The following is a 14,966-nucleotide window of genomic DNA, read 5'->3' on the forward strand; positions in this document are numbered from 1 at the left end:
TATATGATCTGTATGACGTCATTATGACACCGGTGTCAGTGGAGGTCAATCACTGATATTGTTGCTAAAAAAATATACATAGTGTGTTTTGTACTTCAGTTTTCTGAGTTTTTGATTCAGAGAGTTATATAAATTTAGCCATGATTTCGCTGTTATTAAAACCCCTTCGTTTTATGGGGAGTTGCTATAATTGGCCAGCGCCTAGCATCTTATTTAGGCTAGGGTATAATGCGTGTCGAAGTACAAAATACTCACAAATTGTAGTTACCGAGGAGGAAACTAAATGCAGGTTGCATTAGTTGGTTTGGGTGTGATGGGGAAAAACCTCGCGCTGAATCTTATCGAAAAGGGGTTAACATTAGTTGCCTATGACAAAAACCCCGACGCAGGCGCTGAGCTATTAAGCTGTGCTCAATCTCTTGGCTTAGCTGAGCGCTTACACATAGTTTCAGATCTCGGTGATATGGTAAGACGCTTAGAGTCGCCACGTTCTATCTTGTTACTTGTGCCTGCTGGTGAGTTAGTTGACAAAGTTTGTACTGACTTGATTGAAGCAGGTGTTGCGAAAGAAGACATCATTGTTGATTGTGGTAACAGCAACTACAAAGATGGCATTGCGCGTAAGCTCAAATATCAGAATAAATTTGAGTTTGCTACGATGGGGATCTCTGGTGGTGCCGAAGGCGCGCGTCATGGTCCTGCAATGATGGCGAGTGGTTCAGAAGGTGGTTGGGAGCGTGTCGAGCCATGGTTTGAGAAAGTTGCTGCGAGCTATAATGGTGAGTCTTGCTTTGCCCGAGTTGGGCAATCAGCTAGTGGCCACTTTGTAAAAATGGTTCACAATGGTATCGAATATGCGCTTATGCAGTTGATTGCGGAAGTGTATCAGTTATTGCGCCATGGCACAGGACGCAGCTGCAAAGAAGTAGCAGATATTTTTGAGCAATGGTCACAAGGCACACTTAATAGCTACTTACTTTCTATTTCAAGCCATATTCTTAGCCTAGAAACAAAGCAGAGTGAGCCGCTTGTTGATCTTATCGACAATAAAGTTGGAGCAAAAGGCACTGGGCTTTGGACCGCTCAAAATGCGTTAGAACTGGGTATTGCAGTACCATCTTTGGTCGCAGCGGTACAGGCGCGTCATCTAACTAATACAATTGATACTCACGCCGCGAAAGAAATGACTTACGCTACAAAATCGACGGTGAAGGTAGATGTTGATTTAGAAGAGTTAAAAGATGCATTTTATCTTGCAAGCCTGCTGTGCTATCGCCAAGGTCTTGCCTTGATCAAAGGTGCTTCACGTACTCACCAATGGAAGGTTGATTTAGCTAAAACTCTACAGACTTGGCGAGCGGGTTGTATTATTCGCGCGGATTACCTAGATGATATCGCACAGGGTGTTGAGTTTATCGACACGCTTGGCAAAGAAAGTGATGCACTACGTAAAGTAACAGGGCTTGCTGTTGCCAGTGGATTAGCGTTCCCTGTGTTGGCATCGACGCAAACTTACATCGCGACGCTAAGTACGCCAAGCAATGGTCATTTGGTACAAGCCCAACGTGACTACTTTGGCGAGCATGGTGTTAAAACACACCAAGGTGAGACATGTCATTTAACTGATTTGGTTGAGTTAGACGCAAAAGTTCGTTAATAAAAAGCTGAAATTTAGAAGCCGGCAATCGCCGGCTTTTTTATCGGGTGAGCTCGCCACGCAAATTATCTTGCATAAGATGTCTGACAGTTTCAAGTTCTAACTTTTGACTAAACAAATAATGTAGTTTGGCAATACACGCTTCAATCGTCATATCAAAACCGCTGATCACTCCGCTGTTTAACAGGGCATTACCCGTTGCATAGCCTCCCATATTGACTTGACCTTGAATACACTGAGTTAAGTTGATCAATACCACGCCACGCTCACTTGCTGCTTTTAAAGCATTGAGAAAAGCTGGCTGCTGAGGGGCGTTGCCCACACCAAAGCTCAAAATGATCAGTGCTTTGATGTCACCGTTAATCACATTATTGATAATGTTGATATCAATTCCAGGGTACAGGTATAAAACACCAATGTTCTGAGGCACAACCGGAGTAACTTGTAGCGCTTGATCCACATACGGGCTTAGTTTGCCTTCTTTAAGTTGGATATTAATACCTGATTGCGCCAGAGGCTGTAGGTTTGGCGAAGCAAACGCATCAAAGCCATCTGCATGGGCTTTGGTTGCTCGATTGCCTCGGAACAGTTTGTTGTTAAAGAACAAGCTGACTTCGGCAATGGGGTAGTTTGCAGCCAGATACATGGCATTGAGCAAGTTTACTTGGCCATCAGAGCGCAGCTGCGACAGCGGGATCTGCGAACCTGTCACAATTACAGGTTTGGTCAAATTCTCGAACATAAAAGATAATGCGGATGCGGTATAAGCCATGGTGTCTGTACCATGAAGCACCACAAAGCCGTCATATTGCTCGTACTTTTGTTGAATGTCATCAGCAATCATTTGCCAATGCATGGGTGACATATCTGAAGAGTCGATTAAAGGGCAGTATTCGTGGATATCAAATAGTGGCATCTCATCTCGAGTAAACTCGGCATTGTTCTTAACAGTTTCTGTCAAGTAACCTTCAGCAGGGATATAACCACGGCTTGATTGCTTCATACCAATCGTACCGCCTGTGTAAGCGATGTATATTTTTTTTCTTTTCATAAAAAAGCCCAGAATAGGTTCTGGGCTTAGTATATCAACTGCAGCATCACATTGGCAGTTAGAAACTTACCTCACACACCATACAGCGGGTATAAGTGTCATTTGGATCGTTAAATTGATTCAAAATAGTGAAATTACTTTCAACTTGACTGGTGATAGGCGCCAGGTAGCCGCTAGCTAATTGTGACATCGGCGAAGATACTTTTAAGCTTGAGATCGCAGAGCTTACGATTGATGTTGCAAAGATATCGTGTAACAACTGCTCTTTTTCGCTTAACTCTTGCTCAATTGTGATCACATCATAAAAATCAAGTTTGGCTAACTTAGCTGCGGCTTCAATCGCATCTTGTTTGTAACCTAAGTGGTCGATTAAACCAAACTCTTTGGCTTGTGTAGCAGTCCATACACGGCCTTGTGCCACTTTATCAACGGCTTCTTTGTCCATACCACGTTCTTGTGCCACCAAAGAGATAAATTTATCGTATGAGTTTTCAACGCTGAGTTGGAAAATATCCGCTAAGCGCTTATCAATACCACGAGTAACAGAAATACCGCTCAGCTCAGTGGTTGCAACACCATCTGAGTAAATACCAAGCTCTTTTAAAGAGTTTTCAAAGGTTAACATTGCACCAAATACACCGATTGAACCTGTGATTGTGCTAGGTGCTGCCCAAATTTCATTTGCTGATGCAGCAATCCAATAGCCGCCCGATGCTGCAACAGAGCCCATTGACGCGATAACTGGTTTGCCAGCTGCTTTAATCGCAAGTACTTCATTGCGAATGGTTTCAGAAGCAAACATACTGCCGCCGCCAGAATCAATGCGCAAAACAACGGCCTTAACTTTGTCGTTTAAACGTGCTTTTTTCAACAAAGCGGCAGTTGAATCACCACCAATAGTACCCGCTTTTTGCTTGCCATTGACAATGTTTCCGCGAGCAACAATCACTGCTACTTTTTCTGTAATCGGGTTTTCAAATTGAACGGCAGGCTTAACCACGTTTAAATACTTATTAAATGAAATCTGCTTGTACGACTTACCACTTTGGTTTTTGCCAACCAATTGGATAAGCTCTTCTTGAAGTTGTTGGTTTGTTTTAAGCTCATCTACCCAACCATTTTTGAGTGCATACTGAGCCCAATCGCCGTTCACAGCCTGTATTTTGCTCGCAAAGTCATCAAGTGTTTCATCAAAATTAGCCAAGTCAAACTGACGCGCTTTACTTATCTCATTTTTGTACTGCTGCCATAATTCGCCTAGCCATAAACGGTTAGCTTCTTTAGCTGCATCTGACATATCATTTCGGATCAAAGGTTCAATGGCTGATTTATAAGTACCAACTCTGAAAATATGTTGCGTCACTTTTAGCTTATCTAGCGCATCTTTAAAGTACATCGGATACGACGCAAAGCCTTTAATATCAACACTACCATATGGGTGCATTGAAACGGTATCGGCGTGAGAAGCTAGGTAATACTGAGCTTGAGAGTAGTAGGCACCATGCGCAATCACTTTTTTACCTGCAGCTTTGAACTCATCAATGGCTTGGCTGATCACTTCTAGTTTGTCTAGGTGTCCGCCATGTAAGTTTTCAAGGTCAAGTAATAATACACTGATACGTGAATCATTTTTTGCGTTATGAAGCACATCAAGCACATCATCTAGCAGTATTTCTTTTGGTTGATCGCTTGAATCGCTAATGTCTTGAAATGCTGCGTCAATCGGATCAATGTAAGTAAGCTCTTCAACTAAGAAGCCGTTTAGGTTTAGTCTAAGTACACTATTTTCTGAGACTTTTGTTTCTTTATCTGAGCTAAAAGCAGCGATGAGCGCAGCCGCGATAAGGAAGATAAAGATAAGGTTAAACACTAAACGACGTGAAAAATTGAGTGTATTCCACAGTATTTTAAAAAATTTACCAATCAGACTCAAAGCGACTCCCCATTCATTGAATTGTCTAATCTATCATTTCATTATCATAACCTAGTTTGATTTTGGGTGTTACCTGAAAAACGTAACGAAGTATTTATTGAATGTAAAAAAGCCAATAAATACATTGGCAAAGTGCATATATTGCGCGGTTTATGTCGAATTAATACTTGAAACATTTAATTTACTTAATATCGACGCTTGCTAAATCTTAGAAAATTGATAATGTTGCACAGGTTAGACCAGTTAGTTGGGGCAAGTAATGTTAGAAAAACAATTAGAATTGAAGCACACAACGCTTCGAAACCGCTTGGTCATGGGATCAATGCACACAGGATTAGAAGAAGGATGGCATAATCGTAAACGTTTAAGCGCGTTTTACGAGGAACGCGCTAAAGGCGGTACAGGGTTACTTATAACTGGCGGCTATAGTCCAAACTTGAGAGGGAAGTTGACCCCAATATCATCTTCTTTTAACTCTTATTACGATGTGATTAAACACAAGGCGTACACTAAGGCTGTACATGATCATGGCGCTAAAATTTGCTTACAGTTGCTTCATGCTGGTCGCTATGCCTATCATCCATTCAATGTCGCGCCAAGTGCGATAAAAGCGCCCATTAATCCCTATAAACCTAAAGCCATGTCTAAAAGCATGATCAAGGCAACCATCAAAGACTTTGCGCGCTCAGCAAAGCTTGCCCAAAAAGCAGGATATGATGGTGTTGAGATCATGGGTTCTGAGGGGTATTTGATCAATGAATTTATGGCGGATCACACTAACAAGCGTACCGATGAATATGGCGGTAGCTTAGAAAACCGCATGCGGCTTGCCGTTGAGACCGTAAAAGCGGTTCGTGCGGCTGTTGATGATAGCTTTTTAATTATTTTTAGACTGTCGGTGATGGACCTTATTCCGAATGGGTCTACAGCAGACGAGGTGACCGTGCAGGCTAAAGCGCTTGAAGCTGCAGGGGTCGATATTTTAAATACCGGTATTGGCTGGCATGAAGCACGTGTGCCAACAATTGCGAGTATGGTACCACCGGGTGCATTTAAAGAAGCGTCGAAGCGCTTAAAAGATGTTGTTGATATTCCGGTAATTGCGGTCAACCGTATTAATACGCCTGATATCGCCAATGGTATTTTGCATGCACAAGAAGCAGATCTGATATCGATGGCGCGTCCTTTATTGGCTGATCCTGAGTTCTTTAATAAATACGCAGCGAATAACTGTGAACAAATCAACGTCTGTATTGGTTGTAACCAGGGTTGTTTAGACCATGTGTTTAAGGGGAAACGTGCAACTTGCTTAGTGAACCCCCAAGCCGGCTTTGAGTTGGATTATCCACTTACGCCTGCGGCAAAGAAAAAGAAAGTGTTAGTGGTAGGGGCGGGTCCTGCTGGATTATCGGCAAGCTATTATTTGGCAAGTAAGGGACACGCGGTTAAATTAATTGACAAAAATACTCAACCCGGTGGTCAGTTCAATTTGGCGATGCAAATACCAGGAAAAGAAGACTTTAAAAAGACGCTCAAGTATTACTTACATGAAATTGAACGCTTAGGTGTTGAATTGAGCTTAGGCACTGAATACCAATCAGATATGGACAGTGACTTCGATGATATCGTGTTTGCCACTGGGGTCAGTCCTCGTTTGTCAAACATTGAATGTAGCGATGGCAAACGTGTATTTGCCTATGATGAAGTGATCAGAAAAGAAGTGGAGCTAGGCAATAAAATTGCTATTTTAGGTGCTGGTGGCATTGGCTTTGATATGGTCGCATTTTTAGCTGAAAAGCCAGAGCAATCAATAGAAGAGTTTAAGCATCATTGGGGTATTGAGTGTGATGCACAACCACTCAAAGATCCGCGTAAGCTGTATATGTTGAAGCGCAGTCCAGGTCGTTTTGGCAGTGATTTGGGTAAAACAACAGGTTGGATCCACCGACAAGTAGCTAAACAGCATGAGGTGGAGCAAATTGCACAGTGTGAATACATTGCCTTTTCGGATAAAGGTCTGTTGATCAAGCAAGCAGGGGAAGAGAAGTGGCTAGATGTTGACACGGTAATAGCGTGTATTGGCCAAGTTTCCAACGATAAGTTGTTTAACAAAGAAGCCTTGCCGAGTAATCACCATGTGATTGGTGGTGCGAAGCTGGCAAGTGCGATTGACGCAAAACGTGCTATTTACGAAGCACTGCAAGCGGCTAGATTAATTTAATATTGATATTTGTAAGAAAAAAACGAAGCTAACGGTCTATTCTGGTAATTAAGAAATCTTTGATCACCAAGTAGGCCGTTTATGATCTGTAAGTTGTATAAGTTTTACCAATGCGCTGTTGAAAAATGTCAATTATTCAATGGTGTCTCCCCTTTATTGTTTCGTCTAATCTTAGCCCCTGTCATGATCATTGCGGGATATAGCAAGCTAAATCTTGGTAAAGAGGACATATCTTTTCCAACTAATCTTTTAGCTGATGAGAGTGTGGTTTCTTGGTTTGGTAATACAGAGTGGGGGCTGGGGCTGCCGTTTCCTGATTTATTAGCATTTATTGCAGGCTGGACGGAGTTTTTGGGCGGCTGGTTGTTATTAGTGGGCTTGCTAACTCGTCTAGTTTCTATTCCATTGCTTGTCACTATGTTTATTGCCGCGACCAGTGTGCATTGGGAAAATGGCTGGTTTTCAATCACGCCAACTAACCCTGACACGAGTGCTGCGAAAGTGCTCGACTGGGTAGGGATACCTGCAGCACAAGCAAGCCTAGAAAATAGCGTGCAAGCGGCAGAGCGACTTGAGAAAATTAAATCACTCGTAGATACCCATGGTTACCCTGACTACCTGTACGAGCACGGCAGCATTGTTATTTTGAACAACGGCATTGAGTTTGCGGCGATTTATTTTGCCATGTTGTTGAGCTTGCTTTTCACCGGCGGTGGCCGTTTTGTGAGCTTAGATTATTGGGTCAAGCGATATGGGCAAAAGTATTGCATTGAAAGTTAAGATAAATCATAGATGATGTATAGATACGATGGTATTCTTCCACTTAACAAGAATGATATTCAATTAGGTGACAATAATGGATGCCATCGAGCTATTAACCACACGCCAATCTGACAGTAATTTGTCATTTCCGGGCCCTTCCCAAGAACAATTAGAGATCATAAAAAAAGCGGCTTTAAAAGTGCCAGATCATGGTGGTTTAGCACCGTGGAAATTTATTGTTGTTCAGGGGGAGGGGCGAGATAAGCTGGGTGAAATATATCATCAGGCAGCAGTTGCTGAAAACCAAGATGAACGTACTATCAGCCGAGCAAAAGAATTACCGCAACGTGCACCTATGCTGATCATTGCGATCAGTCCGTTCCAAGAGCACCCAAAAGTGCCGCGTATTGAACAAATTGAAAGCGCTGCATGCAGTATTTTTGCCATGCAACAAGCCGCATTTGCCCAGCGTTTATCGGGCGTTTGGCGCACGGGTTATTATGCGCAAAGCCCAACGGTTAAATCTTTGCTAGGGTTAAATGAGCAAGACGAAATAGTGGGTTATCTTTATTTGGGTACGCCGACCGTGGCTTGTACTAAACCTGTTCGCCATAAAAGCGAATCGTTTTTTAGTGAACTGTAAGGAATATCAACATGTCATTACATATTATCGACCACCCGCTCGTTCAGCATAAATTGGCTCTGCTACGTGAGTACGGTATTAGCACGAAGAGCTTTCGCGAATTAGTATCGGAAATTGGCACTTTGCTTACCTATGAAGCAACCAAAGACATGCCACTACAAACTCAAACCATCAAAGGTTGGCAAGGTAACGATATTGACGTATCAAAGCTACTTGGCAAGAAGATTACCGTCGTGCCTATTTTACGCGCAGGCTTGGGTATGATGGATGGTGTGATGGAATTGATCCCTTCAGCAAAAGTCAGTGTTGTTGGCTTGCAGCGTAATGAAGAAACTCTGGAGCCAGTACCGTATTTTGAAAAGCTGGTGGGTAATATAGATAAGCGTTTGAGCTTAGTGATAGATCCCATGTTGGCAACAGGTGGGTCAATGATTGCGACGATTGATATGCTCAAAAAAGCAGGGTGCACGCACATCAAAGCTATTGTGCTTGTTGCCGCACCTGAAGGGGTTAAAGCCACACTGGAAGCACATCCAGATATTGAGATTTATACGGCCGCACTGGATAGTCATTTGAATGAGCTTGGCTATATTGTGCCGGGCTTGGGTGACGCAGGCGATAAAATATTTGGTACGGTTTAACCATACTCAAAACCTTAGCGGGAAATAACAACGATGCGCTGCAAACTGGTTGATGTATTTAGCAAGCAAAAGTTGCAAGGAAATGGGCTTTCAATCTTTTATGATTTTGAAGATGTTGATAAGCGAAAAATGCAGGCGTGGACGCGAGAAATGCGTCAGTTCGAGTCTATTTTTGTAAAAACAGAGGTAGAGCCATATCGTGCTTGGATTTTTACCATGGAAGAGGAGCTTGATTTTGCAGGGCATCCATTAATCGGGCTAGCGTATCATTTACATGAAGAGCTGGCTGAGCAAAGCACACCGCAAAAATGGTGTATTGAGTTAAACCAAACTCATATAGAGCTAACCAGCCGATGGGAAGGTAAGCACTTTGTTGCATCTATGCACCAAGGTGCACCTGAATTTTTGGCGACTCTTAGCACTAAACAGGCTGAGCCATTTTACGATGCGCTGGGTATCGCTCACTTACAGCCTCAAGATTATCCTGCTCAGATCATAAGTACAGGTTTGCCTTACCTCGTTTTACCCATTGAGCATGGACTCAGTAAAGTCTCTTTTAAAACGACTGAGCTTGAAACTATGCTTGGCGAATATCAGGCAAAATTTTTATATCTTGTTGATATTAATAACTTCGAAGGCAGAACATGGGACAATTTTGGCAAAGTCGAAGATATTGCTACGGGGAGTGCGGCGGGTCCTGTTGCGGTGTATCTATATGAAAACGGATTAACAACCGACAAAAAGGTCGTGATCAAGCAAGGCCGCTTTGTAGATAGACCAAGTGAAATTGATGTCGCACTTATCTGTGAACTAACAGAAATTAAAGATGTGGTCGTGAGCGGCTACGTGAGCAAAGTAGGGGAATTTATACCCACATGACAATAGAGTTACACATATGAAGGTGACCCTTATTAAATTTTTGTTGCGAGTATTGATCTGGCCCGCCAGCTTTGTGTGGTTTGGCATTAGTTTGGTAAGTATTTGGGTGTTCGTTCGCGATTTAGACCCAAGCATACACTCAATTGCGAATTTAATTTTCTCACTCGTTGGACTGCTCTCTTTGCTTTTTATGTCAGTTGCGGCTTTAAAGTATCCACAGATCACACTTTCACATGTTGCTATTTCACAACTTGGTTGTGCAGTATTGGGCTACATCATGTATATCGGGATGTTTGTAGAACCTATCATGGTGTTTAGTGGGTTATCTTTGTTAATCGCTTGCTGTGTTTTGAGCGTCGATTTTATTGTTACTCGTGTGAAATAGTAGCAGCTCAAACAGCGGTGTTTTAAAGCTGTCACTTGTAGCGTTAAAGTAAATGAGTAAATACAAATCAAATTATACTTATCAACATCTTGTATTTTATAAATAATATCCAACCTAGCAACTCGGCTTAAGTAAAAGCCACCACGTTATAAGCAAACTTATAAATTTTTGAGATTTATCCTTGTGTGTGTAAGCGCTTACATGTTAGCGTTTTATTATCTGTTTAGGGCTTCGTCGAAATGGCTTAGCGGACCGACAGTTAACAGATACTAACCGCGCAGTCTTTATTGGTAAGCAGTCCAACGCGCAATTAATGACAACATGTAAAGGAATAAATAATGAAAAACTTCAAGTGCGCTAAACTGGCTTTGGCTGGTGTTGCGATAACACTTGCAAGCGCTTCCCCTGCTTGGGCGGCTGTGGGTAAGCTCTTATGGCAAGACGATTTTAGTACCTTGAATACGGATGTGTGGACCATCGACATGGGAGATGGTTGCGACCAAGGTTTATGTGGTTGGGGCAACCAAGAGCTGCAATGGTATAGCGATAATAATGTCTCTATTGCCGATATAGAAGGAGAGCCCGGCAACAAAGGCTTGGTACTAGAAGCGCGTAAAGAGCGCATCGGCACGAAAGCGTTTTCATCTGGCAAAATACATAGTAAAGATAAGCTTGCAATTCAATATGGTATGGTCGAATTTAGAGTGAAAGTCTCTAATGTCGATACCGGATTGTGGCCTGCGCTTTGGATGTTGGGTACAAGCACCGCATCGTGGCCAGCCAAGGGTGAGATCGACATCATGGAAATGGGCCAGTCGATGCAAGGGCGCATTGACGCGGGCTTTCCGAATGCAGATAGTAATAGCTATAGCGGCTCAAACCTGATTTTTTATAGTGAAGATGCCTGTAGTGTAGGCAACCCCACATGTGCCGCCAGTGTTGCTTGGCAAAATGACAACGCGCATCTGTCAAACTCACCTTTAACCAATCGTTTTGTGACGTATCGAGTATATTGGAGTGACACCCAGATCCGCTTTACCGTGATAGATGATGGCGCTGAGTATTTTATGTTTGATCAACCATTTACAATCAGTAGTGAATCGGACGAGTTTAGAGCGCCATTTTACCTATTGATGAACTTGGCGGTAGGGGGAAACTTTACGGACGCCAAACGTAATGATCAAGTCACGGCGCCTTTACCCGGAAAAATGGTGGTCGATTATGTCAAGGTATATGAGTGGGATGGATTAGGCGAGGTGAAACAGGGCAGTGTGACAACACCGGAGCACGGAACATTCGGCGTTTTTACCGACACCACACCGACGGACAATCAGCTCAATCCAGGTGTTGACTCAGACATTTATGTTTGGAATCAAAACTCGATTTCGCAGGGGACTTTAGTTCCCTATGAAGGGGAAAATGTGATTGCCTGGGACTATAAACCTAATCAATGGTTTGGTGGCGGCTTTCAAGTGCGTCAAGCAAGAGATATGACTGCGTTTAGAGATGGACAGTTGCGCTTTAGAATTAAGATCCCCGCCGATGTGGGTTTTAAAATTGGCGTGAGTGACACTTATACCAATGAACACTGGCTCAATTTTGATGCGGGGCAAACCAAATACGGTTTAGTGCGAGATGGCAACTGGGCGCAAGCCATTGTGCCTATTGATGAGCTAGCTGGGCCACTCATCGCGCTGCAATCTATTAAAAACCACTTTAATATTGCTTCACTGGATGGGCAAATTCCCAATCGGCCTTTTGCCATGGCCATTGACGACATAGTTTGGATTGGGGGAGGGGAAACACCTATTAAAGACTCAGACAACGATGGCGTACCTGATGAGTTTGATGAATGTGCTAATACATCACCCAATACCCCCGTGGATGATAAAGGCTGTGAAATTGTTAGGTCTGAATTTGGGCTTTCGCAGCTTGATAGCGCACGCGTGCTGTTTTACGTCAATAGTACGGGTTGGGCTGATGTACATTATCGAGTAAATAATGGTGTGCAGCAGAATGTACGTATGACGGTGAATGCCGGGCGAAATGAGCTAACGTTAAGTAATTTGCAAGCATCGAATGAGATCACATATTGGTTTACTTACCTAAAAGAAAATGGTGCAACTGATACCATTGAGCAGCGTTATATCGTTCGAGATTAACTAGTTCAGTGGCTTGAAAGCGTTTTCATACAGTATTATGTTAGCGCTTTCACTTTAACGCAGCAGTATTGCCTTAAAAAGCCTAAATTCGTCTTTGCAAAGAGACATCGCTGACGGTTACGCCGCCCCCACATTTCGTTATAAAATTGTTTTAAAAACAAGGTATAAATATGTACGTGTTGCCACACTCGCCAAGTTGGGCCAATGAATTTGAAGTAGAGGTAAAGCGCTTAACATCGGCATACAGCGGTAAAATTCGCTATTACCACATAGGCTCAACCGCTATACCTGGCTTAATGGCCAAAGACTGCATTGATATTTTAGGGATTGTGAGCGACCTACCTGCAGTTACACACGCACGCGACAAGTTTGAGTCTATCGGCTACGACGCCCGCGGCGCGTAAGACAGAAACCAAAGAAGACAGAAACCAAAGACACCCATCACAAATTTGCACCTTCCTTAAATGCTACCTAAGCTTTAATCCTGTACTCAAAGGATTGAGGAAACCAAACGATGGCAACCGCCCGTAAAAGACAAATCAGTTTAACCGACACCAAATACTATCACTGTATCTCCCGTTGCGTAAGGCGCGCGTTTCTGTGCGGTGAAGATAGGTTTACGGGCAAATCATACGAGCACCGCCGCGATTGGGTTGAAAAAAAGCTCCTGATATTGGGGTCTGTGTTTTGTATTGATATCTGTGCTTATGCCGTGATGAGTAATCATACTCACATTGTTTTATATGTTGATGATAAAAAGGCTAAGCGTCTGTCGGATAAAGCAATTGTGATACGGTGGCACAAGTTATTCAAAGGCAATTGGATAACACATAAGCTCGTTGAGGGAGCGCCACTCAAAGAGTCGGAGCAGTTGATACTCGATGAGCATGTCGCCAAGTACAGGGAAAGACTCGCGGATATTAGCTGGTTTATGCGGGTACTTAACGAAGACATCGCCCGCAAAGCAAATAAAGAAGATAATTGTACAGGTCGATTCTGGGAAGGACGATTTAAATCTCAAGCATTACTGGATGAAGCCGCACTGGCTGCTTGTCTCGCTTACGTAGACTTAAACCCCATTAGAGCGAAAATCGCCGCAACACCTGAAACCTCAGACTACACAAGCATCAAAAAGCGCATCGACCACGCTAAGCAGGGAAAACAGCCAAAAAGCCTACTACGCTTTGCTGGCAGCCCTCGAAAACAGGTGCCAAAAGGACTGCCTTTTGAGCTCAAATCCTATATTGAATTAGTTGAACTAACAGGCCAATGCATTCGCGCTGACAAGCGTGGTTATATCAACGAAGCGCAGCCCATTCTGACTCGATTAAATATAGAGCCTGAGAATTGGATAAAACTCACAACTCAGTTTTCTCGAGTATTCCGCGGCGCGGTTGGCCGAGAGCGGACAATAACCGCTTACTGCGAAACACTTCAAAAACGACGGCGCACGAATCTAACAAACTGCGAGCGCTTGTTGTCTTAGTCAGACAAGTACTATCAACTCAAAAATCTATAACTGTTGTATTTACAGCGCTTTGTCGTGCGCGATAACCCGGTTTTGGTGCAGAGATACACTTGGGCGCTAAAAATTAGCCTATCGAAAAATGTGTTTGTACCCAACCCAGTGATTGGAGTATTTTTATACGTTTTTATTTCTTTTACTTTTTATTTTACTGCCTCAGCTTGGATATCAATAGTGATGGGTGTCACTTATTTCTCTTATTTACTTGTATTGTGATGGGTGTCACTTATTTCTCTTATTTACTTGTATTTAATGAGCTACAAGTTTCAGCAGTGTATCGTTTTACGTATGGATATTTGCTCTGTCGCCTAGTGGTATGGTCTTATCGTGGATTAGGTTTGACTTTGTCGTCCTCAATATCGGATGGCGTTTCTTCGCCCTTGATTTGACCTACTTATCGCTGTCTACTTGTTTCAACACAACTCATCTTGAATCCGCCTTTTATGTTTTAGCTGCAGGGACTTAGGGGATATGGTAGGGTTGCACTTACCTTAAATAGGCGCAAAATTCACAAGGAGAGTTTATGCCGTTTACACCATTTCATATGGGCGTTGGGATATTTGTAAAAGCGTTGCTACAAGGTAGTTTTAGCTTGATGGTATTTGGTTGGTCACAGATAGTGATGGATCTGCAACCATTGTGGGTCATGCTTCATGGCCATGGGCACGTTCATGGCTTTTCTCATACCTTTCTGGGTGGATCTTTAATCGCTGTGTTAGCAGCGTTAACGGGCAAGTATTTGTCTGAATTTGGCTTACGCATTTTAGGTATTTCTAAAAAAGCCAATCCAATTAATATATCTTGGCTAGTGGTCTTTATTAGCGCCTTTATTGGCTGTTTTAGTCACGTGGTTTTAGATGGCATTATGCACGGTGACGTGCAACCGTTTTTTCCGTTTTCATTATACAACCCGTTGTTAAATTATATGTCGATAAGTAGTTTACATAAGGTGTGTTTGTACAGTGGCTTGTTAGGTGCCGGTTTGTTTTACTTTATTCAGTGGCGCACTAACAAATCCAACAAATAAGGTCACTGAAGTTGGTAGTGTGAGCGACCAACATCAATGTCGGTTAGTTGAACAAGTGGAAGGGCAATATATTTGCCTAG

13 protein-coding genes are annotated in these 14,966 nt (G+C 42.9%); 11 read left to right on the forward strand and 2 right to left on the reverse strand.

The genetic code is table 11. From position 1 onward, the window contains the following. The first annotated feature begins 283 nt into the window (after positions 1-283). Positions 284-1,657: an NADP-dependent phosphogluconate dehydrogenase gene (gene gndA, locus ACW689_RS18075; RefSeq protein ID WP_476293465.1), complete on the forward strand. Its 1,374-nt coding sequence runs from the start codon at positions 284-286 to the stop codon at positions 1,655-1,657. A gap of 40 nt (positions 1,658-1,697) precedes the next feature. Here gndA and ansA read toward each other — a convergent pair whose 3' ends face one another. Beyond that, positions 1,698-2,708 carry an asparaginase gene (gene ansA, locus ACW689_RS18080; protein WP_476293466.1) on the reverse strand — a complete coding sequence of 337 codons (1,011 nt, stop codon included), beginning with the start codon at positions 2,706-2,708 and terminating at the stop codon, positions 1,698-1,700. Positions 2,709-2,766: 58 nt separating this feature from the next. Beyond that, on the reverse strand, positions 2,767-4,635 hold the full coding sequence (gene sppA, locus ACW689_RS18085) for a signal peptide peptidase SppA (protein WP_476293503.1): 1,869 nt from the start codon (positions 4,633-4,635) through the stop codon (positions 2,767-2,769). A gap of 265 nt (positions 4,636-4,900) precedes the next feature. On the opposite strand from sppA, the gene ACW689_RS18090 reads away from it, so the two are divergent. The 10 genes from ACW689_RS18090 to ACW689_RS18135 all read left to right on the forward strand — a co-directional run bounded on the left by ACW689_RS18090 (position 4,901) and on the right by ACW689_RS18135 (position 14,886). Further along, on the forward strand, positions 4,901-6,862 hold the full coding sequence (locus tag ACW689_RS18090) for an oxidoreductase (RefSeq protein ID WP_476293467.1): 1,962 nt from the start codon (positions 4,901-4,903) through the stop codon (positions 6,860-6,862). An 81-nt stretch (positions 6,863-6,943) separates the two neighbouring features. Next, positions 6,944-7,642 (forward strand): HvfX family Cu-binding RiPP maturation protein, encoded by a 699-nt coding sequence (locus ACW689_RS18095; RefSeq protein ID WP_476293468.1) that lies wholly within the window; start codon positions 6,944-6,946, stop codon positions 7,640-7,642. Between the two features lie 76 nt (positions 7,643-7,718). Then, a complete protein-coding gene (locus ACW689_RS18100; protein ID WP_476293469.1) occupies positions 7,719-8,267 on the forward strand; it encodes an NAD(P)H nitroreductase in 549 nt (182 codons plus the stop codon). Between the two features lie 11 nt (positions 8,268-8,278). Then, on the forward strand, positions 8,279-8,908 hold the full coding sequence (gene upp / locus ACW689_RS18105) for a uracil phosphoribosyltransferase (RefSeq protein ID WP_476293470.1): 630 nt from the start codon (positions 8,279-8,281) through the stop codon (positions 8,906-8,908). Positions 8,909-8,941: 33 nt separating this feature from the next. Next, positions 8,942-9,787, forward strand: coding sequence for a PhzF family phenazine biosynthesis protein (locus ACW689_RS18110; RefSeq protein WP_476293471.1), 846 nt, complete (start codon positions 8,942-8,944; stop codon positions 9,785-9,787). 16 nt (positions 9,788-9,803) lie between these two features. Continuing rightward, positions 9,804-10,172, forward strand: a complete 369-nt coding sequence (locus ACW689_RS18115; RefSeq protein WP_476293472.1) for a hypothetical protein — start codon at positions 9,804-9,806, stop codon at positions 10,170-10,172. Positions 10,173-10,510: 338 nt separating this feature from the next. Next, a complete protein-coding gene (locus tag ACW689_RS18120) occupies positions 10,511-12,334 on the forward strand; it encodes a glycoside hydrolase family 16 protein (RefSeq protein WP_476293473.1) in 1,824 nt (607 codons plus the stop codon). Positions 12,335-12,504: 170 nt separating this feature from the next. Continuing rightward, positions 12,505-12,738: a GrpB family protein gene (locus tag ACW689_RS18125; protein ID WP_476293474.1), complete on the forward strand. Its 234-nt coding sequence runs from the start codon at positions 12,505-12,507 to the stop codon at positions 12,736-12,738. Positions 12,739-12,848: 110 nt separating this feature from the next. Continuing rightward, the gene (locus tag ACW689_RS18130) at positions 12,849-13,820 is read left to right on the forward strand and encodes a transposase (protein WP_476293476.1); all 972 of its coding nucleotides are present in this window, start codon (positions 12,849-12,851) and stop codon (positions 13,818-13,820) included. 562 nt (positions 13,821-14,382) lie between these two features. Next, complete coding sequence (locus ACW689_RS18135) at positions 14,383-14,886, forward strand: metal-dependent hydrolase (protein ID WP_476293478.1); 504 nt, start codon at positions 14,383-14,385, stop codon at positions 14,884-14,886. Positions 14,887-14,966 lie beyond the last annotated feature (80 nt).

The organism is Pseudoalteromonas sp. ABE4_541, assembly GCF_056312285.1.

What these genes read in the sequence shown, in the direction of transcription:
- gndA (WP_476293465.1), top strand. Translation starts at nt 284, where the DNA reads ATGCAGGTTGCATTAGTTGGTTTGGGTGTGATGGGGAAAAACCTCGCG.
- ansA (WP_476293466.1), bottom strand. Translation starts at nt 2,708, where the DNA reads ATGAAAAGAAAAAAAATATACATCGCTTACACAGGCGGTACGATTGGT.
- ACW689_RS18090 (WP_476293467.1), top strand. Translation starts at nt 4,901, where the DNA reads ATGTTAGAAAAACAATTAGAATTGAAGCACACAACGCTTCGAAACCGC.
- ACW689_RS18095 (WP_476293468.1), top strand. Translation starts at nt 6,944, where the DNA reads ATGATCTGTAAGTTGTATAAGTTTTACCAATGCGCTGTTGAAAAATGT.
- ACW689_RS18100 (WP_476293469.1), top strand. Translation starts at nt 7,719, where the DNA reads ATGGATGCCATCGAGCTATTAACCACACGCCAATCTGACAGTAATTTG.
- upp (WP_476293470.1), top strand. Translation starts at nt 8,279, where the DNA reads ATGTCATTACATATTATCGACCACCCGCTCGTTCAGCATAAATTGGCT.
- ACW689_RS18110 (WP_476293471.1), top strand. Translation starts at nt 8,942, where the DNA reads ATGCGCTGCAAACTGGTTGATGTATTTAGCAAGCAAAAGTTGCAAGGA.
- ACW689_RS18115 (WP_476293472.1), top strand. Translation starts at nt 9,804, where the DNA reads ATGAAGGTGACCCTTATTAAATTTTTGTTGCGAGTATTGATCTGGCCC.
- ACW689_RS18120 (WP_476293473.1), top strand. Translation starts at nt 10,511, where the DNA reads ATGAAAAACTTCAAGTGCGCTAAACTGGCTTTGGCTGGTGTTGCGATA.
- ACW689_RS18125 (WP_476293474.1), top strand. Translation starts at nt 12,505, where the DNA reads ATGTACGTGTTGCCACACTCGCCAAGTTGGGCCAATGAATTTGAAGTA.
- ACW689_RS18130 (WP_476293476.1), top strand. Translation starts at nt 12,849, where the DNA reads ATGGCAACCGCCCGTAAAAGACAAATCAGTTTAACCGACACCAAATAC.
- ACW689_RS18135 (WP_476293478.1), top strand. Translation starts at nt 14,383, where the DNA reads ATGCCGTTTACACCATTTCATATGGGCGTTGGGATATTTGTAAAAGCG.